This window comes from Candidatus Zymogenus saltonus, from assembly GCA_016929395.1.
Taxonomy (GTDB): Bacteria; Desulfobacterota; Zymogenia; order Zymogenales; family Zymogenaceae; genus Zymogenus; species Zymogenus saltonus.
In genome coordinates this window covers 12966-35372 of the sequence record JAFGIX010000028.1, presented here as the reverse complement: position 1 = coordinate 35372, position 22407 = coordinate 12966, and the positions used below count along the sequence as shown (strand labels likewise).

Sequence of the window (22407 nt, the reverse complement as noted above, 5' to 3'; positions counted from 1 at the left end):
TTTTCACTGTTTCCATTGGATTAAAAAAGCCATTCGGCCTCTGTAAAAACGAGACCCACACCCTGCTCGATCACTCTGAAGTCGTCGGAAGTGACCTGAAAAAGAGAGAGGCCGTAGGCGCTGTCCATTGCGCGCCACTGGGTATCGCTCCCTATGCCGGCTCTGATTCCATAGACGCCGGGATTGAGTATTACGCTGGGGATTCGACAGAGGATTTTATGGGCGCCCGGCTCGAAATCGGGGGTCTTTCCCATGTACGCGGTGCTGAAAGAGGTCACGTTGACCAAGTCGGTGGTGTGAAATCCCAGCGTAAAACCGGGCGACTTCACCCGCTCGTAACAGACGAACTCGAGCTCGATGGTAATCGGCCTGAACATCTCCACGGTGTCCACCTTTTTTCCGCTTTCGTCGAGCAGTCTGGCGTCGATTATTCGCAGCTCCGTCTCAGTTTTTTCAGGCCTCGTTTCGACCTCTTTTACAAAAACCTTTCTCGTCCTCTCCAGTAACTCCTCGTCGGCCCGCTTGTAGTACGCCTGGACAACCTCGGTGGGGTTTCCCTCCATGATGATCTTTCCCCCGTCAAGCCATATCACCGACGAGCAGATCCGCTCCACCTGGCGGATGTTGTGGGAGACAAAAAGGATGGTCGCCCCCTTCTTTTCGAGGAGAGAGAGACGGTCATAGCACTTTCGCTGAAAGGCGGTATCGCCCACGGCCAGGACCTCGTCGACCAAAAGCACGTCGGCGTCAACGTTCATGGCAACGCTGAAGCCGAGGCGGGCGTACATGCCGCTGGAATATTTTCGGACCGGCTTGTAAAACCAGCCTTCCAGTTCCGAAAAATCCTCTATCTCGGAAAGCCTCTCGGTTATCTCCGATTTTGTAAGGCCCATGATAGCCCCCAGTATGACGGCGTTTTCCTTTCCCGTCAGCTCCGGGTGGATTCCGGCACTGAGCTCTATCATGGGGAAAATCCTCCCCGAAACTCGAATCAATCCCCGGGAATGGGGAGTAACGCCAGCCAGGACCTTCAAAAGCGTGCTCTTCCCGGAGCCGTTTTTCCCGATAACCCCGAGGATCGCCCCGCGCCTGACCTCAAATGAGATATTATCGAGGGCCAATGGACGCACGGCGTGGGCCATCTTTTTTTTACCGCCGGTAAAGAGGTCTAAAAGCTTTTTCGCCGTCGGCATCGGCGGAAGGCCGTATTGTTTTGACAATCCCTCGACCGTCACCGCCATTTTTGTATCTCTCGTCATAGGACATCCGAAAAATATCTGGACAAATAGCGAAAAAGGGGCCAGGCCACAATCCAGACGCCGACGATGGCCGCAAGCGATACCCAAAGCAGTCCGAAGTCGGGCGCCGCGTTTTTGATCAACGCGTTTCTGAACCCCTCGATGAGTCCCACCATTGGGTTGAGCTTATAAAAAAGCTGCCATTTTGCGGGAACCTTCCCCACGGGATATATAACGGGGCTTGCCAGCATCCAGACCTGCATTAAGAAGGGGAGCGCAAAGCGAAAATCGTCCTTGTATGTACCCAGGGCGGTAAACCCAAGGCTTATGCCGACACTGAGGAGAATGATGAGTATCGTTATAATCGGGACCCAGAGCACGAAGCGGCCGACCGGGACTTTAAAGAAAAACATCATCAAAAAAAGGAGCGCCAGAGAGATGAGAAAATCTATCACGACGGCGCTCACGGAGATGATCGGAAAGAGCTCTTTTGAGACGGAGACCTTGTTGATTATCGCCTTGTTCTGGGTGATGCTCATGCTCGAGCGGGTAATGCCGCCGGAAAAGAGGGTCCATGGCACCAGGGCGCTGTACGCAAAAAGGGGATAGGGTATCCCGTCGCTCGGAATATCGAGAACCCCCCTTATGAACATGAAGATCAACAGGTAGAGGAGCGGTTGAATGACCGCCCATACGGGCCCTAAGATCGAACGGCGATAGCGCCCCTTCAGCTCGCGGTTGACCAGGATTCTCAAAAGCGTAAAAAAGCGGGAGAGCCCACCACGGTTCTCTCGGGCGTCCTCATGTATATAAACAGCCCTTGAACACGGTGATTTATCGTTCATGGAAAAGGAAATCCGAAAAAGGTCTTTTGTTTACAACAGCCTGAAAGGGCGAATTATTTATAGGAAACTGGGCGCTTGTTTTCATACCTATAGAAATATCACGAATAGACTTTTGTTGTCAAGGCATTAGCCGGGACAATAAATCGTTGAAAACCGGTTCCCGTACATAATCGCCGATGGCGGGTTTTTCTTTAAGGCGATGGGGTCGAAGTTTCGATCATGGCTGTGGATTAAAGGTAGCCGAGGTCTTTTAGAACCTCGATGGTTTCATCGTCTACCGACTTTGGATCTAAAAGATTCTTCAAATTCGACATATAGATCGACTCGTAATCTTTCGCAATGGATTCGATCCTCAGGGCTTCATCTCTCCTTTTCCGGATCAGATTTCTCTTTTCTCCCGGATCCTCTTTCAGGTCAAAAACCATAGTACGTCTTTCGTTTTCATCGAATACATACTTCAGTTCACCTTGTCGAAGGGAGAAAAGGTTCATCCCGTCCCAGGTCATTTTCCCCTCGGCGATGCCGATGGGATCGTCGAGAGGCTCCGAAAGGGGAACCCCCTCCATAAACCACCCCTCTCTTTCCACGCCGAGCACATCGAAGAGAATCGTGGGCATTACGTCTATTAGTCGGGCAAGCCGAAGGCTGTCGACTCCCGTTTTTTCTCCCCCCGGATATTTGACGATTATCGGCACCCTGAGAAGCTCATCATACATTGTATGCCCGTGGTTCCAACCTCCCCGCTCGTAAAACTCGTCTCCGTGGTCGCTCAATAAAATTATCAACGAATCATCATAGATCCCTTTTTCTTTAAGGAATCCGAAGAATTCCCCCACAACCGCATCGGTATAGAGGATCTCCGCATCGTACAGTGATATATACCTCTCCACTATTTCCGGGGTAACCTCGGTAATCCCTGGGGTCCTTTTCAGCACAAAATCGTGGGTAACATTTCCCGAAATGGGAGGGCCGTTATATAAGGGGTCTATCATATCCAGATACTTCTGGGGCGGGCGGTAGGGATTGTGGCACTCGTATGTATGAAAAAACATGAAGAATTTCGTAAAGCTGTGGTTTCTCGTAATCCAGTCCCTTGCCATTTCAATTTGCAGGGGCAAATCCTTTCGTATCCCTTGGGTGGGATTGCCCATTTGATGGAATTTTTTGAAGCCTATATCGAAGCCGACGGTGTCCGATACGTAATACCCCCCTGTTATTGCGTTGGTATAATATCCCATGTGGGAGAGTATATCGGCGAGGTTCGGGATATTCTTGGGAAGTGAACTTCCGGTTATTTTATTTTTCGTGTCATAACCTATCCCGTTGGCGTGCCGGTGGGGATAAAGCGAGGTAAAAAGCGAGCTGAAGGCCGGGAGCGTCCAGTTAGACTGGGACATCGTGTTCCAGTAAAGGGTGGCATCTTTCGAGAAATTATCGATATTGGGAGAGATGCCCCGCCCATACCCGTAGCAACCCAGGTGGTCGGCCCGGAGAGTATCCAGGGCGATGATCATGATATTGGGCCGTTTATCGAAAAAACGCGTGTAGGGAAACTTGATAAAGGGCAGTAGTTTATCCCAGTTTCTGTAAGAGGAATAGGCCGCCAGGGCCGTCAGCCCCCCCGAGAGGATAAACTTCCTTCGGTTTATTTTCTTTTTATTATCCTTATCTTTTGCCATTTTCATCTCTTTTGTTTACGTTGTGAAGAATCGAAATAAGACTGTATGAGATGAACTCTATTTCGTATCGGAAAAATCTCGTTGACTTAAAAGCGGGCTTTTGTTATCTCACAGCGGCTTGGCCGGGACGCCGACTGCAGTTACTCCGTCTTCAATGTCTCTCGTCACCACGGCGCCGGCTCCTACTGTAACCCTGTCTCCAATACTTATATTTTGAAGTATCGACGCCCCCGTTCCGATATTACATCTATTGCCAAAGGTAACGCCCCCCGATATATTGACTCCGGGATTAATAATACAGTAGTCTCCAATTACCACATCATGTCCGATAGTTGTGGATAGATTGAAGTGGTTAAAGTTTCCGATCTGAATATCGGTGGTAAAATAGACTCCCGCGCATACGATATTCCCCTCTCCCATAACGATGCGCTCTTTGTCATAAACTGTATTGGGATGGACAACGTTCGGAAACGAGACCTTTTTTTGCTCCCGGAAGTTTCCCGCAATCTTCCTCAATATCTCCGGATTCCCGACGGCAATTACCGCGTCGACTTCCATTTCATGCACGTCCTCTTCGGAGCAATAAACGGTATAGGCGCCGACACTCTTACCGACGTTTCTATCGTCCGCTTCCGCGAAACCGAGGATGCGCCAAGCGGGAGTGATCCTGTTTATCTCTTTGATGACGAACGCCACCTCCCTGGCAAAACCGCCGGCTCCAAATATTATAATATCTTTCACACTCTTTTTTTAGCTATAATCGTGAAATGAGTTACCGTATGACAAGCAACTTAAAGCATAATTATACCATGTGTTTTCCCCATTTCAAAGCTATTTAGCAAAGACCTTGCTCTAAAGACGAGGCAGTATTGCGAATTAAAATTCAAAGTAAAATCGGCTCAGAAAGCGGGATATTAATGTCGGAGATTGGAAGGCTTTTATCCCGCTGCAAATGGCCTTTAAGATCAATAGTGGTTGTTGCGTTTAACACAGGAATGAGAAAAAGAGAGATTCTCAATCTTAGGTGTATAGATATTGATTTTGCTAATAAGGTTTTGCAGGCAGGAAACTCTAAAAACAATGAAAGAAGAATGGTCTATAACAACAATACCCGGTTACTAAAGGAAAAAGGGGGAGCCGAAAACCACCGACCTCCCCTTGAAATCACTGGTGGAGCTGAACGGGATCGAACCGTCGACCTCATGACTGCCAGTCATGCGCTCTCCCAGCTGAGCTACAGCCCCAAAAAATATCGGTAAAATTATCATACAGGGGGAAAAAAGTCAATAAAAAATTCTTTATCTGAAATATTATATTCAATCTATTGTATTTTTCTTGACATAAAAAGCAATGTTAAAATATAATTCTGTAAAGCCGGAGTGGTGAAATTGGTAGACGCAGGGGACTCAAAATCCCCCGGGCCTCGCGTCCGTGTGGGTTCGATTCCCACCTCCGGCACCATTTTTATAAATGATTCCGGGGACTTGTGATCTTGAGAGTCCCTTTCTTTTTTTAGGGTTGGTTGAAAATTTCGTCATGTTCCACTTTCTTGAAGGCCCTTTTCTGACCCCTCTTCGAGATAGTTCGACAGCCTCTCCATCGCCTTTCTGACATCGTAATCGTCAACCGTGTTGTATCTGAGGAACATCTCCGTCGTCCTGTGACAAGTGATGTCCATGATCACCGTCAGATCGACCCCTGCCTTTCGCATATTGGTGTTGAAGGTGTGTCTGAGATCATGAAAGACGAAGTTCTCGATCCCCGCCCGCCTGCACGCATTTTCGAAGGCCTTCCTGATGTCTTTAACCGGCTCGCCGTTGTTGCGGGTGAAAACAAAGCTGTGCTTGATGCTTCTCACTCTGCTTAGCTCTCTGAAAATGGAGAGGAGCTTTGATATACTATTGGAGGTTATTGTGTTTACAGAGAGATGGCGAAGGGGGTATAACACTATCGGGCCGGACAGCGCAACAGGCTATAACCCATCGGCTCGGGAGACAATACTTCCATGGTCTTCGGTGGGCTTGTCTTTGGAGTCAACTGGGTCATATTTGACCTGTTTGCCCTGATATTTATCCAAGTCCCGATAATAGACCTGTTGTATCGATCTATCGTTGACGCCCTTGCCGTTATGATAGGGGCATACCTATCTGTTTTTTTTCCAAGAAAAAGGGTAGCTTGAAAGAGACGCGATCATGCCGATATCCATCTCGGGGGCCACTCGATTAGCTACTCTCGGCACACTCCGGCTCTTCACAGGAAGACCTTCCAAGTCTTCCTCATCTATCGCTTTCTTTATGTCGTAGTAGTGTTGACGGCTGATGCCCGGTTTCCGACGGGCATCGCCGATGGTTCCTAACTTTTCTCCCAATTCCACTATGTTCAACTTCTGACGTATGATATACTCTCTGTGAGTGATGGTCCTTCCTCTTTTTGTTAAGATGTTTTTTCCCATTGTCCATCTTAATAGGAAGTCCATGACTTGTCACTTATTAACACATCACCTGTCAACACTTTTAGTGACTATGGTAGATAATTGCGACATATTTTAACATTGATTCAAAGGAAGCAGTTAATAGTGAATCAATGCAACCAAGATTTTTAGGATTGGCATTAATTGCACGAAAAAATGGTGCAATGAGTGGGATGGGATATTTTCTGAACTTTTCTTGTATTTCTAAGGCATCAAGGCCAATTATTGCATTTATTGACATACCGACAATCTTAATAAAATAATCGTATTATTTAGGGCGAACCCCTTCTTTTGATAAAACATTAATTGCTGAATAAGCATATTCAACCGCAGATGCAAGAGTGACTACGATGACTATCCATGATAGAGCATAGACAGTCCACTTCCCGATGAATCCCCAGTATAGAGGGCCAATAATTATAATGATGGTCCCGGTTCCTTGAACTATAGCCTTGATTTTTCCGCTTAACTTGGCGGAGACCGACTTGCCTCTCTGTGCTAAAATAATCCTGCTGTATGCTACGATTATATCTCGTATGGCCATGGAAAGAGGAACGAAGGGCAGAACAAAACCTATGACGGCAAAAGTCCAATAAATAATCAATCGTGATATACTATCGGCAAATGGATCAAACATAGAGCCCCACTCACTGACAACCTCTAACTTGCGGGCGAACATGCCGTCAAAAATATCAGAGAGCTCGGCGATTCCGAGCAGTGCTGCGCACAGGAATATGACAAAGACAGATCGAGTAGTATAAATCAGAATGAAAGACACTCCAATGGTTATTGGGACTCTGGCGAATGTGACTAATTGAATCAATAGGAAATTCGAGTTTTGTTTTAAAGAAGTGTCCTTTGACATTTTACACCTCAAATAATTTGGGCTTTTAAGAAGATAATGTTCCTTTAAAGAAGTTGAAGACGGCTTCATCGGATGTCCATACACTTTTTCCGTCCCAGGCCAAGTCCTCTACTCCTTTCTCCGGAGCAGGGTATTGTAGAATTGTTGCTTTTCGAGAGTTCCTGGTTTGCTTAAGTTTTTCTAAATCAATCTTATTTAGTATATCAATTCCGAACTTATTCTCGGATTCGTATAAAAAACCATCGATAAATTCAAGTCCCTGACTGAATCCTTCATTTTTATATTCAAAGACAATCCATTTCTCGGTAGTGCCGTCTTTAAGGGCGTTGTCCATCTGTATAAAAATTGTACGTCTGGTATTCATGAAATCGGATATGACAAGGTACTTTTTACCTTCCCATGGGAAAAAAGCAGCATGCGCTTGTCCCCTTAAGAGTTGTTTCAAAACTTCCAATGAGACTTACTTCTCCTTTGGCAAGAGATTCTTCCAGTCTAATACAATAAGTCTTATTACTGATATAATCTACCCCCCACAATATTTTTCCATCCTATGCCAGACCGCTTGTAAGTACCGCCCCTTTCGGCATATCAAAAAACCTTTTGATCTCCATATTAGACGGATCGATCTCATATACCCTTGAATTTTTATTTTTCCAGGTGTTGGCAAAAATAATTTTCCCATCCACCCAAGTCATTTCTTAAGTTGTATAGCCCATATCACCAATGGGGGTTGCTCCTTTATCCTCCCAGCTAACCATACCGGCAAGACTATCTTTCTGCTTTATAAAAAGGGTATTTATTCCAAAATAGAATATAAGTTAAAATAAAACTGCAATCAATAACAAAAAAATGCACAGAAAAAGTGTCATTTTCATCCCCAAATAATTATTAACATTAGAATATCCTGACAATGAAATTTGTTTATAACTCTTTCTAATAGTCTTATAGTTTTCGATATTACTTTCCAGGCTAATCATTTATTTTCATATTATCAACAATAGACCCTTAAAACTACATATAATAATTGTTGAAATTTATCCCGGTTATCGTACTTAATTCAATTGTAATTGTCAATAAAAATTTATTAGAAGAAAAGGGAAAATAGTAGAGGCTGTTCAGAATTCAGTTACAATGTAATGGAGTCCTTAAAAAGTAGACAAAGGAGATAGTTGGATATGAAATGATGCTGTTCTCCAGATAAGAAAATAGAGGCAATGCTAAAAAAGAAGAGGAATCTCGGTTCGGAGTTTGAAGTGAAAATTGCATAAAATTGTCTTAGTCGCAAAAAAGCGTTGACGACTGATGCACTCCTTCAGACGGGCATAGCCGATGTTCCCTGAATTTTCTCCCAATTCCACTATATTCAATTTCCGAAGTATGATGTACTATCCTTGAGTCATGGTTTTTTCTCTTTCAATTAAGATGCCTTGAATCCAATCTGCCTAAAAAAGGAGTCCATGACTCGTCGTTTATTAGCTCATCACCTTTTTAACACTTTCATGATCGGGGCAGTTTAATTGTAGTTTTTTAGTCATAGTGCTTCAACTTTCTCTATCGATATTCATCCGGCCTTACCATTCTGATTAAACGGACTGCTAATCAATTGGCCGCAGGTTTGAGCCTTCTCGGAGGCGCTTATGTAAGACTCGGGTAGGGACGGCACAACTCCCGCTTCCTTTTTGATTCCCATATCCTTGATTATATTTCGGAGATTTATCACTCTTTGTAGCGTAAGAAGCCGAGGCCGAAACGGAAATCTCCCGCAATCAAAATTATTCATTTATTACAAGATTAGTATAAATTTGAATAACAAAAATATGGGCAAGGCGGGCGATTTCTCAACTTATTAGCTGAAAAATCAATATTTATATCGCATTTGTATAAGTATCTATGCCAAAAAGAGCAATCTCATTTAAGGACTGCTTGTGTTTTTGCCAATTCCATTATAAAATATTAGAGAGGCGTCAAAGTTCCATTAATTTCCACCGCTCACTATGTTAGCTGCGTGAAATTTTTTAAGATCGACCAATCAAATACTAGAACTGTAAGATCCTCTTTAACTATTTTCTCAAAGACGCCTATATATACGGGATTTGATTCGTAGAGAAAATTAGTTCAAAAGTAAATGATATTCACAACTTTTCAAAACTAAATAGACGAGGTAATTACCGATGAAAAGGAAAATTCTTTTTTTCATATTCATGTCGACAATAATGGTGGAAATTGGCCTGATTATCACAACATGCTCGTTGGAAAACGATAAAGTAGAGCTCGGCGCGATTATCGCCCTTTCCGGCTCGGCTTCAAACCACGTTGATGTCAGGGACGGTATGCTCCTTACCGTTGACGAGATCAACAAGCGGGGCGGAATCAACGGGAGGAAGATAAGCCTTGTTGTGCGAGACAGCGAATCTGACCCGAAAATTGGTCTAAAGGCATTTGAAGATATAGAAAAACAAGATAGACCTATAGTGTATTTCTCAACGCTCAGCACCGTTTCAACAGCGATCTCGCCGCTGGCCGAGAAGAATAAGGTGGTTCTCATGGGGCTTGTTGTATCGGCGCCCGACATCACAAAAGACAAAGAATGGACTTATCGTTTTTACCCTACCTCGGAGGACGAGGCAAACTCCGCACTTTTTCTCGCGAAATATTTGAAGGTCAAAAGACTCGGGATACTTTATCAGGACGAAGTATATGGAATATCCATAAAAGAAATATTGGAGGAAAAATTCAGGGAAAAGGGTGGAATTGTGGCAGGTGAACCGTTTGCTGTCAAAAATCCCGATTTTTCGGGAGCGGTTGAGAGGCTTATGGATGTTGATGCGGTATGTATTATTGGTTATGCGGGTAACATGGTTCCAGCAATAGAAAAGCTCAGAGAGTCCGGGTACACCGGTAAAATTATAGGAACCTCGGGTGTTGCGGGTCTTGCGGAGACCAGGCCTGAAATTAACGGTGTATACATAGTTACACCGTCAATTTACAATGAAGACTATCGCTATGTAATGGAGCTGAAGGAAAAGTTCGAGTCCCAATACGAAAGAGAGCTGACGCATCATGTCGCCACCGGCTACGAAGCAATAAAGCTGATAGCGGGTCTCCTTGAAGGCAAAGAGCTGTCGCGGGAAAATGTAAGATCTGTATTGGAAAAAGGGTTTGTCTTTCCCTGTGTGTTTGGCGATATAGAAGTCATACCTGGGGAAAATGATGCATATGTCCCTCTTTTTCCTGCGTATGTGAAGAACAATAAGATCGAGTATCTCCAGTAGAAAGTGAGGATTTATTAATGCGAATCAGCATAAGAGCACAGATTATTACCGGATTTCTTATCCTGCTTGTCCTCATGGGCGCTCTCTCCTATTATATGATCTCGAATACAAGAAGGTCGCTTATGAACTCCGCAGGATCCGACCTTATGTTTTTCGCCGACGAAAAATTAGACGACATCGACAACCATATCAATTTTCATCTGGAACAGCTCCAATTATACACCCGGCGCAACTACCTTCGCGATGAAGTGGAGCGGTCAAACAAGGTCTTTGACGCCGATCCGAAAGTGGAGCCGCTCATTAAGAGGAGGGAAGAGGAGATCGGGAGATCAAATGATGGTTTTCTCTCTCCATTGTCAAAAGAGATCATCAACAGCGATTTCTCCATTCAATTAAGAACCGATCTCATTGAGTATCTAAGTGAAATCCACGGCTACTCCTCTTTTTCAAGGACCACCGTTACAAACAGGTACGGGGCGGTAATTGCTTCAACATCCCGCTTTGGTAAATATGATTACAAAGAAGATGATTGGTGGATTGCCGCGCGTGAAAACGGATTCTCATTAAGCTCCGTCGTATACGACGAGGGTATCGAAAAATATACTGTCTACCTGGCCACGCGAATCGAAGACGGTAAAGGCAATTTCATCGGCGTTATAAGAGGCGCGCTCGATATTATGGGGATAGCGCATAATACGGAGGTGGGAAAATCGCGATACGAAACGATGGAGCTTAAACTATTAACAACGGACGGAAAAGTGATCTACACAACCCAACCTTTTGTTCCCTTTGAAGATATTTCGGACAGCCTTTTTTTTAAGACAATGAACAAAAAAGAAGGCTATTTTACGTTTCGAGAGGCCAAGCGGGATTTTCTAATCTCTTACATAAAAAGAGAGAGCCTTGGATCGTTAAAAAGTATTGAACTCATTCTTGTCATAGAGGCCGATTTAGGTGAGGTATTACAGCCTCTTTATGCATTAGAGAGACAGATGCTTTATTTCTCGTTATTAACTTTGCTGGTTGGCGTCGTAGTCTCTTTATTTGCATCATATTACGTTACCAGGCCGATCAAGGAATTGACCGATTTCTCCAGGGCTGTGACAATTGAAAACCTGAACAAGCCGGTTGACAAATCGCTCACCGGGCTGAAGAGCGAAATAGGATCGCTGGCTTCATCCTTCGACCGGATGATACGTGATCTCAGAAAATCCCAGCAGAATCTCATTCAGCAGGAGAAATCAAGGGAGAGAGAAGCGACGGCCGCCGTCATGATTAACACGATTACGGAATCGGCGGTGCTGCTGGACAGGCAGGGCAAGGTAATTTTGGCCAATGACACTATATGCGAAAGACTCGGCGTTTCCAGGGAAAAACTGGTGGGATCTTACATCTACGATTTTCTGCCGAAAAGAGTTGCAAAGACGAAAAAATCAAAAATTGACGAGGTGTTTCGTACCGGCAAGCCCGTAAATTTTGAGGATCAGCGGTTTGGGAAAAACAGCATTAACAGCATATACCCTATTTTTGATGAAGAAGGCGCGGTTGAAAATGTCGTCATGTTCGGGTACGACATCACCAAGCGAAAACAAATCGAGAAAGAGCTTCAACACAAGAACGAAGAGCTTATCAAAAAGAGTGAAGAGCTCGTCAGGTCGAACAGGGATCTTGAGCAGTTCGCCTATGTCGCATCCCACGACCTCCAGGAGCCTCTAAGGGCTGTGTCGAGCTTTTCCCAGCTCTTGTCTCAAAGATACAATGATAGGCTCGATAAAGACGCCCAGGAGTTCATTGGGTTCATCGTGAATGGCTCCGTGAGGATGCAACAGCTGATTAATGACCTCCTGTCATTTTCGCGGGTAAGCACCCGCGGGAAACCGTTAGAGCAGACCGATGCCAATTCGGTTCTCGGGCAAACGATGGTCAATTTGTCTGCCACGATAGAGGAAAACAGGGCCATTATCACCAACGAAGAACTGCCGACCGTTATGGCCGATGCCTCTCAGCTTGTCCAGGTCTTCCAGAATCTTATTGGAAACGCTATAAAGTTCAAAAGGGGAGATCTCCCCTATATTCATGTTTCCGCTTATGAAGAAGACGGCAGCTGGGTCTTCTCGGTCAAGGACAACGGGATCGGCATTGAACAGGAATATTTTGACAAGATATTCGTGATTTTTCAGCGCCTGCACGGAAAGGACGAGTACTCCGGGACCGGGATCGGCCTTGCAATATGTAAAAAAATTATAGAGCGGCACGGCGGAAAGATTTGGGTTGAGTCGGAACCCCAAAAAGGCTCAACTTTTCATTTTACCATACCCCAGTAAGGAGGGAAAATCATGAGCACTGTAATCTACAAACCTGTTGAGATCCTCTTGGTCGAGGATAACCCGGCGGATGTGCGGATTACCGTTGAGGCGCTTAAGGAGAGTAAAATAAAAAATAATCTCAACATTGTAAATGACGGGGTTGAGGCCTTGGATTTTTTAAGAAAAGTGGGGAAACATGCCGAATCTCCGAAACCCGATCTCATTCTCCTTGATCTGAACCTCCCCAAGAAGGACGGACGCGAGGTGCTAAAGGAGATAAAGGAAGACCCCAAACTGAAAAGAATCCCGGTTGTGATCCTGACCATCTCAAAGGCGGACGAAGATATTATCAGGACCTACGATCTGCATGCAAACTGTTATATTACAAAACCGGTTGATATGGAACAGTTTGTCAAGGTCGTCAAGTCCATCGAGGACTTCTGGTTTACTATAGTAGTATTGCCGGACGGAAAATGAAATGAAAAAACCAATACGGATATTATACATCGAGGACAACCCCGCCGACGTCAGGCTGGCAAGGGAGATGCTGTCGGAATCGCCGGGGGAGTTTCACCTTGAGACCGCAAACCGCCTCTCCGAGGGATTAAGAAAGCTTTCCACCGAAGAGTACGATGTGGTTTTAACCGATCTTGGTCTCCCCGATTCAAGCGGATTTGAAACATTTTACAAAGCGTATTCTGTTGCACCTCAAACTCCGTTTGTTATCCTGAGCGGCCTTTCCGACGAGAATCTGGCGATCCAAGCGGTGAAAGACGGCGCGCAGTCGTATCTCTTGAAGGATAAGATCAATCCGTTTTTTTTAAGGGATACGATCAAACACTCCATCGAGCGGTGCAGGCTTCTTGTGGAATTAAGAAAAACCGCAAGCAATCTAAGGGAGCGCGTCAAGGAGCTTAATTGTCTCCATGAGATATTAAAAATAGTCGAAAAGGAAGATGCGGACGTCGAAGACCTAGTCCAAAGAATCGTTGATACAATACCCCCCGCCTTTTTAAATCCGGAAAACACCGTTGCGAGGATAAAAGTTGGAGACAGGGAGTTCAGGTCGCGGAATTTTAAGGAAGCCAAATCCTTATTGTCCGAGCCGATATTACTATCGGGCGAACAGTTAGGAGGCATAGAGATCCACTTGTTGGAAGATACGACCAAAAAAGGCGCAGAGCCTTTTTTGGAGGAGGAGCGCAATCTCGTAAAGACCATCTCGGAGCGGATCGGGAGGATCATAGAGCGAAATAGAGCGGAAGATAAGTTGAAAAAAAGCGAGGAGAAGCACCGAAGGCTCTTCGAGACCATGGCCCAGGGGGTGGTTTATCAGGACAGAGAGGGAAAGATCACCTCGGCCAATCCCGCCGCGGAAAAAATTCTCGGTTTGACCCTCGACCAGATGACGGGAAGGACCTCGATAGACCCCCGCTGGAAGGCTGTACACGAGGACGGATCGGATTTCCAGGGAGATACTCATCCCTCGATGGCGGCGTTGAAGACAGGAAAAGCGGTTGAAAATCAGATAATGGGTGTATTCAATCCATCGGATGATGGGTATCGATGGATAGATGTAAACGCGGTCCCAATTTGCAGTCCGGATGAAAAAGAGCCCTATAAGGTATATACAACTTTTACCGATATCACGCAATTACAGAATTCAAGAAATCATATAAATCATTTAAACCGCCTCTTGAGCTCGATCAGGAACATCAACCAGCTTATCGTTAAGGAGAAAGACAAGGATGTTCTCCTTAAGAAGGTTTGTGAGATACTTGTAGAGGTTTCAGGGTATTTCTTTGTATGGATAGGTTTTATCAATGAAGAGCACAAGAAGGTGGTCCCGATCGCTAAGTGGGGATTTGACAATGGATATCTGGATAATATCACAATTACATGGGATGGCGACGTAACGGCAAAGGGGCCCACGGGGACGGCAATTAAAACTAAAAAGACGTGCGTATTTAATGACCTAATGAATAATCCCGATTACGACCCTTGGAAAGAAGAGGCGGAAAAGAGGGGATACAAATCAGCTGTTTCTGTTCCTTTCGTTTATCAAGATACCCTTTATGGCACGCTGAATGTCTATGCAGACACTATTAATTATTTTTGCGGCGATGAAATCGCACTTCTTGAGGAAGCGGCTCAGGATATTGCCTATGCGTTGTCTTATATAGATAAGGAGGAGATACGAAGACAGGCGGAGATAGACCTCAGGGAGAGCCAGCGAAAGCTTTCCACTCTCATAAGCAACCTCCCGGGTATCGCATACCGGTGCAAAACTGATGAATATTGGACGATGGAATTCATCAGCGAAGGATGCTATGAAATTACGGGTTATGGCCCGGAAGATTTCATTGATAACAAAAATGTTTCATTTGGCAAAACACTTAACCACCCCGATGACCAACAGTACATACGGGATGAGATCGAAAATGCCCTTAAAGAAAAACGTCCCTATGAGATCACATATCGAATCATTTCAGCTGATGGCCGGGAAAAGTGGTTATGGGAGAGGGGGGTAGGAGTCCCTTCGGGGGAGTCCGATGAAATAGTCCTTGAGGGCTTCATTAACGACATCACCGCGCAGAAAACCGCCGAAGAAAAGATATTGTATCTCAAGCAGTTCAACGAGAACGTTGTCAACTTCATGGTTGATCCAATAGACATCATCGACGAATCTTACAGGATTGTTTTTCAAAACCGGGCGGCCAAGGAGCGCTTCGGCAATGGAGAAGGAAATATCTGTCACGAATTCTATTTAGGCATCGACGCTCCATGCAATGGATGTACCAATGTGAAGACCATCAACGAGCACAGGCAGTTTATAAAGGAAACGATCCTTCCTGACGGTTCAATATTTGAGATTCACACCACCCCAATTCTTATGCCTGAAGGACACTACTGCTCGATGGAGATTATGAGGGACATCACCGAGCGAAAACGGGCCGAGGATGCGCTAAAAAAAAGCGAGGCTTCACTTAATAAAGCCCAGAAGGTCTCACATGTTGGTAGTTGGGAGTGGAATATAAAGGAAGATCGGGTCAAGTGGTCTGATGAAATGTATAGAATCTTCGGGATTGAAAAGGAGAATTTTACCGGAAATCTCGAAGATGTGATTAAAAGTGCCATTCATCCGGATGACAGGTCGGCGGTCGAGAGTGCCAACATGTCCGTTATAAACGATAAAAAATCGTTGCCTCTCGAATACAGGGTCGTCTTGCCTGACGGAAAAGCGCGTGTAGTCTGGGCTGAAGCGGGCGAACTTATTCTGGACAATGGAGGCAACGCTTCGATCCTCACTGGTATCGTTCAAGACATAACCGAACGTAAGCGGGCGGAACAGGAGATCGGGGAGAGCGAGGAGAAATGGAGGGGTTTGTTTGAGAACTCCATAGAAGCTGTTTTTACAGTGGACCTAAAGGGGAACTTCACATCGATGAACGACGCCCTCGCAGAAGTTATGGGTTATGAGAGAGAAGAAATTATAGGGAGCAACTTCAAGAAGTTTGCTGACCCCGAAGAGATAGAATATGTTTTCAATGCCTATAATAACCTCTATAGCACGGGCGAGCCGGTAAGAAATCTTGTCTATAAGACCATAAGAAAAGATGGTGAAGCGCGCACTCTGGAAGTGTATTTAAACCTCATTCGTGAAGGCAATAAGATAACGGGATTTCAAGGGATTCTGAGGGACATTACCGATCGAAAACGGGCCGAGGAGGCGCTGCAAAACAGTGAAGCCCAGTTGTCCAATGCGTTGCGTATAGCCCGGGCCGGCAACTGGGAATACGACGTCGCCGGCGACACCTTCACCTTCAGCGACAATTTCTACACCATTTTCCGCACCACGGCCGAAGAAATGGGCGGGTACCGACTGTCTTCGGCCGACTATGCGCGCAGGTTCTGCCATCCGGACGATGTGGACATAGTAGGCGGGGAGGTGAAGGCGGCTATTGAGACCACCGACCCGAACTTCAGCCGTCAGCTCGAACATCGAATACTGTATGCCGACGGGGAAGTCGGCCACATCGCGGTGCGCTTCTTCATCGTCAAAGACGGAGAGGGTCGCACGGTAAAGACCTACGGGGTCAACCAGGACATTACCGAGCATTATCGGGCGGCGGAGGAGCTTAGAAAAAGCGAAGAGAAGTATAGGACAATAATTGAGAACATCGAAGACGGGTACTTTGAGGTCGATGTTAAAGGGAATTTTACATTCTTCAATGACTCGATGTGCAGGATTCTTGGATATTCCGAAGCCGAGATGCTCGGTATGAATAACAGAGATTATATGGATGAAGCGACGGCCGCGGAAGTCTATGAAGTATTCAATGAGGTTTTCAAGACTAAAAAAGCAAAGAGGGTATTCGATTGGGAACTGATCAGAAAGGATGGAAATGGGGTTTTTGTTTCTACATCAGTTACCCCCATAATGGACAAAGAAGGAAACGTGATTGGTTTTAGGGGAATAGCGCGAGACATTACCGAAAAAAAGAGGGCCGAAGAAGCCCTGCATGCCTCCGAGACGCGATACCGGCGGCTCTTTGAGGCCGCCAAGGACGGAATACTGATCCTAAATGCCGACACCGGAAGGATAGAGGATGTAAATCCTTTTATAAAAATATTGCTGGGATATTCCCACGATGAGCTTTTGGGAAAGGAGCTGTGGGAGATAGGAGTTTTTAAAGACATCGCGGCAAATAAAGAGAATTTCCTCGAACTGCAGGAAAAAAAATATGTCCGCTATGAAGACCAGCTGCTTCAAACCAAGGGCGGTAAGGAAGTTCATGTTGAGTTCGTCAGCAACGTCTATTCTGTCAACCATAAAAAAGTAGTGCAATGCGATATCCGCGACATCACAGAGCGCAAGAAGGCAGAAGCGACGCTTGTGGAGAGCGAGCGGATATTGAATTCAACCGGGCAGATAGCCGCGATTGGTGGATGGGAACATGATCTCGTCACCGGAAAAGCGGTTTGGACTAAAGCTCTCTATGACATAATAGAGATACCATATGATGAGGAACCGCCTGGCGTTGATGAACACCTTGACTTCTACCCTTCACGTGATCGGGAGATTCTCTTTGAGGCATATAACAAGGCCATCGAAAATGGAACGCTCTTTGATCTCGATCTGCAAGTTTATACTTCAAAGAAAAAGCTCATCTGGTGTCGTGTCCGCGGCGAGCCCGTGTATAAGGACGGCGAGTGCGTTGGTTTGCGGGGCATATTCCAGAATATTACCGAACAGAAACGGATAGATGATGCCCTCAAAAAGAGCGAGGAGAGCTACCGCTCCCTCGTGGAAAATATCAGTAGTGTAATTTTTAATCTAGATGTCGAAGGAAATTTCACTTATATCAGCCCGAGGGTGAAAAGTGTATTAAAATACGACATAGAAGATCTGATGGGCAAATCATTTCATAGCTTCATACATCCCGATGATCTCCCGCTTTTATTGGAGAACCGCGAAAAGGTCTTGAAGGGTACTAGTGCTAGTTCATCTCTTGTATTTAGGGCCATTGATAAGGATGGCAATACAGTATTTGTCAATTCATCTGGCCGTCCCACAATAAAAGATGGAGAAATAGTGGGTGTAACCGCAATCATAAACGATGTCACCGAGCAAAAGAAGATGGATGATGCCCTCAAGAAGAGCGAGGAGAGCTACCGCTCCCTCGTGGAAAATGTCAATGACGTGATTTTCAACATAGATGCGGAGGGAAACTTTACATATATCAGCCCAAGGATTGCCGATATATCAAAATATGATCCGGAAGATCTAATGGACAAGCCTTTTTCCGACTTTATTTATTCCGATGATCTTCCATTGTTGTTAGAGAGCCGAGAAAGAACACAAAAAGGTATTATAGAGCCTTTTGAATACAGGGTAGTTGATAAAGACGGCGCCATAATTTTTGTCCGCTCTTCAAGCCGTCTCATCAAAAAAGACGGCGAGGTAATGGGAATGACCGGAGTTATAACCGACATCACCGAAAGAAAGAAGCTGGAAGGACAGCTGATTCAGGCTGAAAAATTATCGAGTCTCGGCGGCATTCTCTCCGGGGTCGCCCACGAGCTCAATAATCCCCTCACTTCAATAATAGGAAACGCCCAGATACTTATGCGAAGGGACATTCCATCCGATATTAAGGACAAGCTCGAGGTTATAATGAAGGAGTCAATCCGATCCTCCAAGATCGTGGGGGGGCTCCTCGCTTTTGCGAGAGAACACAAATCCGAGAAGAAGATGGTAGCAATAAACGACATAATCTTCGAGTCTTACAGACTGAGGGAATATGAGCTTCGGGTGGATGATGTTAAAATGAACTTGAATCTCAGCGAGGATATTCCGAAGACATCGGCCGATCCTTATCAACTCCAGCAGGTTTTCATTAACATGATAAACAATGCCCATGACGCCCTTGTCGAGAAAAACGGGGGGACTTTGGACATCTTTACTCTTCACAAGGGAGACAGGATTGTAATCGAGTTCAAGGACGATGGTATTGGTATTCCAAAAGAGCACCTAAAAAAGATATTTGATCCTTTCTTTACGACAAAGGAGGTGGGGAAGGGAACGGGCCTTGGGATGAGCATCGTGTACGGGATAATAACCGACCATAACGGGACCATAGATGTAGAGAGCGAGGTGGGAAAGGGGACCAAGTTTATTATCCAACTGCCGATTACTCAAGAAATAATAAGAGAAGAAGAGGAGGAATATACCAAAGCGGTAGAAAAACCGGAGGGGAAGATAAGAGTCCTTGTAGTGGAAGACGAAGAATCGCTGAGGGATTTTTTGGTCGAGGCCTTGGAGGTTGAGGGTTACATTGTGGAGATGGCAAAAAGCGGTGAAGAGGCGATCGAGCTTATAAAATGCAGAGACTATGATATCATAATCACCGACATGAAAATGCCGGGTCTAACCGGCGAGAGCATCTATAATTATGTTAAAAAAACCAACCAGGCTTTGACCGAAAGAATGGTTTTCATTACCGGGGATATACTTGGAAAAGAGACACAGAATTTCTTCAAGGTTTCCGATGCGAAATTCATAGAAAAGCCTTTCGAGATTGATGAATTACTTTCTGTTTTAGTAGAGCTGTTGGTAGAAAAAAGGAATATTCATTGATTTGGTAAAATTTAAAGAAGGAAATAAGATTATGAATCAATTAAATATAGTCCAAGATAGTGAAACTGTATTATCAGGAAGCTTCAAGAGGGGAAATTTCATTGATCTTCTAAAAAGCTTCGGAGATGGCCAGCTTTCTGGAAACTTTTATGTCAGCTCTAAGGATGGAGACGGATTTATTGTCTTTTACAAAGGTTACATTGCCGTAGTTTTTTCACACGGAATGTATGAGAGCCTCAGGGATGATCTAATAAAAAAGAATATTTTAGATGAAAGCGATATCAAGGAAATACTCGAGCTCCAAAAAAGAGAACCTAAATATATTTTTGAGTCGAAACTTGTAAAATCGGGAAAAATAGATAAACAATTCCTATATGATACAATGAAAGAGAACAGCCTGAAAGTTTTAAAAAACATGTTATATTGGGATGGCATATACAGGTTTTATAATGAAGACTTCTCGGATGTTCCAAGCGATTTACTTATTGACATTAAATCAATTCAAAAACAGGATGAGCGGTATTTAAAAGATGTCAGCAGAGAATTATCTGAAAGCAGAATACACAGCACTCTTTTCACGAGAGTCTTGGATTTGGCCGATGAAATCGACAATATTTCAAATATCAGGAAAACATACGATAACGTGTCCAAGAAAATCAACAGCTTTTTGCCGAAGGAGATTGTCATTATCATAGAAGAAGATCCAACAATGAGCGCTTTTTTGTCGGATGGACTTACACGATTTAACTATGACGTGGAAAATTACGGGAATAATCAAGAAGCATTCAAAAGAATAGAAGAACTTGAAATGAAGAATATTCCCGCCGTTGTCGTATTGGACCTTTCCTTGAGAGAGCTCGAAGATGAGAATCAAGGCTATACGGATATGGACTTCTTGCAGGGCATTAATGAAAATTTTCCCCACATACCTGTAGTAATAATTGCTTCGATCAATGATCCCAAAATAAAGATGAAGTGCCTTTTTATTGGAGCATCCTATTTTATTATCAAACCGGATGTGGAGTCTTCAGGGAAAGGCGTTTCTCACCCTGATCTGGACTTGTTTGTTGAAGAGATTTCTTATTACATTTGGAACGTCATAAAGACCAGGAGACTTTTTCTTGAAAGGGAAGAGATAACTTTTGCGGAAGAGGAAATAATAAACTATTTATTGACGGATGAGAGGTTTTTGCCGGAAAGTGAAAAAAATGTATTTAATATGAACATCCTGGTTGTTGACGACGAGCCGGAAATAAGAAAGGCAATCAAGGATTACCTGGGCGATGAAGGGTTCTCAAATATCGATACCGCTGAAAATGGTGAGGAAGCGGTAAAACAATTTGAAGAGAGCGGCCATGATGTCGTTATCGTTGACATTGTTATGCCGAAAAAGAACGGGATCGAAGTATTAAGAGAGATAAAAGCAAGATCGCCGGGCTCTCAAGTAATCATTATCACCGGCAATGCAGATAAAAATTCCGCCATTGCGGCGGTAAAATGGGGCGCCTTTGATTATATAGAAAAACCGTTTGACTATGCCTTAATTTCCAGAGCCGTAAAGAAAGCATCGGAAAAGAAATTGTTATTGGATAGAGTCGGGTTGAACAGCATCCCTTGAAATGGTTGCATCTGAAGAAATTGGAGGGATGGGTAAGGAGTGATTGTTTGAAAGAATACATGTATAAATTCATTTATTGGGGGATGAATAAGTTGGTTCAAGTAGCTGATCCGGGCTGTTTTTAGTCGAAAATAGATATTTGAGGTGAAAGATGAAAATACTGATAATCGATGATGATCCTGGCGTCAGAAAATACCTGGAGGAAGTGATGGAGCTCATGGGGCATTCCGTCGTCAGCTTTAAAAACGGCTATGACGCTATTGACTATTTGAGGGAGCATGAGGCCAGCCTTGCATATATTGACGTAAAATTGCCCGGGATTGATGGTTTTCAAACACTTAAAAAGCTTCGAGAGATAGATCCAAAGCTATCGGGTGTGATCATCTCGGGGGATAAGGTTGAAGACCTTCTCGAATCCCCGGCAAAAGAAGGAGTGTACATCAGCCTGACAAAACCTTTCGACGTAGAGCAGATCGAAGAGATAAACAAGGCATATGAGAATATTCGAGGACCTCTGGAGTTTATATATGAAAATCCCTATGGATTGGACACCGACAAGCTGGCTCAGGCAAAAATCCTCATCGCAGATGATGAAAAGGAAATAATAAATGTAATATTTACTGTCCTCGAGGACGAGAAATTCTGTTGTTTGGATACGGCACTTGACGGCGATGAGGCCATACTGGAATTTGATAAAAAGAGGCATGATTTAATCATCACCGATATTATGATGCCCAAAAAAAATGGAATAGATTTGTTACGACATGTAAAGGCGGTTTCTCCCAACACTCAAGTGATCATTATTACGGCAAATGCGGACAAAGACTCGGCGATCACGGCAGTCAAGCTGGGAGCGTATGATTATATTGAGAAGCCTTTGGATCTCTATGTACTTTCAAGGATTGTTAAGCGTGCCATTGAAAAGAAACTCTTTCTTGACAGGGATTGAGACGGGAAAAACCGCGTCAGTCAT

Annotated in this window: 14 protein-coding genes, 2 tRNA genes and 1 pseudogene; 8 read left to right on the top strand and 9 right to left on the bottom strand. The window is 44.5% G+C overall.

Annotation, left to right across the window (positions count from 1 at the left end; all coding sequences use genetic code 11):
- Positions 1-20: 20 nt before the first annotated feature.
- The 4 genes from JW984_06230 to JW984_06215 form a co-directional block, all read right to left on the bottom strand.
- On the bottom strand, positions 21-1259 hold the full coding sequence (locus tag JW984_06230) for an ABC transporter ATP-binding protein (protein MBN1572779.1): 1239 nt from the start codon (positions 1257-1259) through the stop codon (positions 21-23).
- Entirely contained in the window at positions 1256-2083 is an 828-nt protein-coding gene (locus JW984_06225) for an ABC transporter permease (GenBank protein ID MBN1572778.1), read from the bottom strand. Before JW984_06225 ends, JW984_06230 begins: the two co-directional genes overlap by 4 nt.
- 230 nt (positions 2084-2313) lie before the next feature.
- Positions 2314-3762: a sulfatase gene (locus JW984_06220; GenBank protein MBN1572777.1), complete on the bottom strand. Its 1449-nt coding sequence runs from the start codon at positions 3760-3762 to the stop codon at positions 2314-2316.
- Between the two features lie 108 nt (positions 3763-3870).
- Positions 3871-4503 carry an acetyltransferase gene (locus tag JW984_06215; GenBank protein MBN1572776.1) on the bottom strand — a complete coding sequence of 211 codons (633 nt, stop codon included), beginning with the start codon at positions 4501-4503 and terminating at the stop codon, positions 3871-3873.
- A gap of 176 nt (positions 4504-4679) precedes the next feature.
- On the opposite strand from JW984_06215, the pseudogene JW984_06210 reads away from it, so the two are divergent.
- A pseudogene (locus JW984_06210) lies at positions 4680-4859 on the top strand (tyrosine-type recombinase/integrase).
- 71 nt (positions 4860-4930) lie between these two features.
- On the opposite strand, the gene JW984_06205 reads toward JW984_06210, so the two are convergent.
- Positions 4931-5006: transfer RNA gene (locus tag JW984_06205), tRNA-Ala, on the bottom strand.
- Between the two features lie 129 nt (positions 5007-5135).
- Here JW984_06205 and JW984_06200 point away from each other — a divergent pair.
- A tRNA-Leu gene (locus JW984_06200) sits at positions 5136-5223 on the top strand.
- A gap of 73 nt (positions 5224-5296) precedes the next feature.
- Here the strand turns inward: JW984_06200 and JW984_06195 are convergent.
- The 4 genes from JW984_06195 to JW984_06180 all read right to left on the bottom strand — a co-directional run bounded on the left by JW984_06195 (position 5297) and on the right by JW984_06180 (position 7551).
- On the bottom strand, positions 5297-5725 hold the full coding sequence (locus JW984_06195; protein MBN1572775.1) for a site-specific integrase: 429 nt from the start codon (positions 5723-5725) through the stop codon (positions 5297-5299).
- Between the two features lie 180 nt (positions 5726-5905).
- On the bottom strand, positions 5906-6214 hold the full coding sequence (locus JW984_06190) for a hypothetical protein (protein MBN1572774.1): 309 nt from the start codon (positions 6212-6214) through the stop codon (positions 5906-5908).
- 286 nt (positions 6215-6500) lie between these two features.
- Complete coding sequence (locus tag JW984_06185) at positions 6501-7097, bottom strand: CDP-alcohol phosphatidyltransferase family protein (GenBank protein MBN1572773.1); 597 nt, start codon at positions 7095-7097, stop codon at positions 6501-6503.
- 25 nt (positions 7098-7122) lie between these two features.
- Complete coding sequence (locus JW984_06180; protein ID MBN1572772.1) at positions 7123-7551, bottom strand: hypothetical protein; 429 nt, start codon at positions 7549-7551, stop codon at positions 7123-7125.
- A 1717-nt stretch (positions 7552-9268) separates the two neighbouring features.
- Between JW984_06180 and JW984_06175 the strand changes: the two genes are divergently transcribed.
- The 6 genes from JW984_06175 to JW984_06150 all read left to right on the top strand — a co-directional run bounded on the left by JW984_06175 (position 9269) and on the right by JW984_06150 (position 22383).
- Positions 9269-10369 carry an amino acid ABC transporter substrate-binding protein gene (locus JW984_06175; GenBank protein MBN1572771.1) on the top strand — a complete coding sequence of 367 codons (1101 nt, stop codon included), beginning with the start codon at positions 9269-9271 and terminating at the stop codon, positions 10367-10369.
- A 17-nt stretch (positions 10370-10386) separates the two neighbouring features.
- Positions 10387-12693, top strand: a complete 2307-nt coding sequence (locus JW984_06170) for a PAS domain-containing protein (protein ID MBN1572770.1) — start codon at positions 10387-10389, stop codon at positions 12691-12693.
- A gap of 12 nt (positions 12694-12705) precedes the next feature.
- A complete protein-coding gene (locus tag JW984_06165) occupies positions 12706-13152 on the top strand; it encodes a response regulator (protein MBN1572769.1) in 447 nt (148 codons plus the stop codon).
- A gap of 1 nt (position 13153) precedes the next feature.
- A complete protein-coding gene (locus tag JW984_06160; GenBank protein MBN1572768.1) occupies positions 13154-19816 on the top strand; it encodes a PAS domain S-box protein in 6663 nt (2220 codons plus the stop codon).
- A 1-nt stretch (position 19817) separates the two neighbouring features.
- Positions 19818-21434, top strand: a complete 1617-nt coding sequence (locus JW984_06155; protein ID MBN1572767.1) for a response regulator — start codon at positions 19818-19820, stop codon at positions 21432-21434.
- A gap of 151 nt (positions 21435-21585) precedes the next feature.
- On the top strand, positions 21586-22383 hold the full coding sequence (locus JW984_06150) for a response regulator (GenBank protein MBN1572766.1): 798 nt from the start codon (positions 21586-21588) through the stop codon (positions 22381-22383).
- Positions 22384-22407 lie beyond the last annotated feature (24 nt).

Coding starts and splice junctions, on each gene's coding strand:
- JW984_06230 (MBN1572779.1), bottom strand. CDS start 1,259: ATGACGAGAGATACAAAAATGGCGGTGACGGTCGAGGGATTGTCAAAA.
- JW984_06225 (MBN1572778.1), bottom strand. CDS start 2,083: ATGAACGATAAATCACCGTGTTCAAGGGCTGTTTATATACATGAGGAC.
- JW984_06220 (MBN1572777.1), bottom strand. CDS start 3,762: ATGGCAAAAGATAAGGATAATAAAAAGAAAATAAACCGAAGGAAGTTT.
- JW984_06190 (MBN1572774.1), bottom strand. CDS start 6,214: ATGGGAAAAAACATCTTAACAAAAAGAGGAAGGACCATCACTCACAGA.
- JW984_06185 (MBN1572773.1), bottom strand. CDS start 7,097: ATGTCAAAGGACACTTCTTTAAAACAAAACTCGAATTTCCTATTGATT.
- JW984_06175 (MBN1572771.1), top strand. CDS start 9,269: ATGAAAAGGAAAATTCTTTTTTTCATATTCATGTCGACAATAATGGTG.
- JW984_06170 (MBN1572770.1), top strand. CDS start 10,387: ATGCGAATCAGCATAAGAGCACAGATTATTACCGGATTTCTTATCCTG.
- JW984_06165 (MBN1572769.1), top strand. CDS start 12,706: ATGAGCACTGTAATCTACAAACCTGTTGAGATCCTCTTGGTCGAGGAT.
- JW984_06160 (MBN1572768.1), top strand. CDS start 13,154: ATGAAAAAACCAATACGGATATTATACATCGAGGACAACCCCGCCGAC.
- JW984_06150 (MBN1572766.1), top strand. CDS start 21,586: ATGAAAATACTGATAATCGATGATGATCCTGGCGTCAGAAAATACCTG.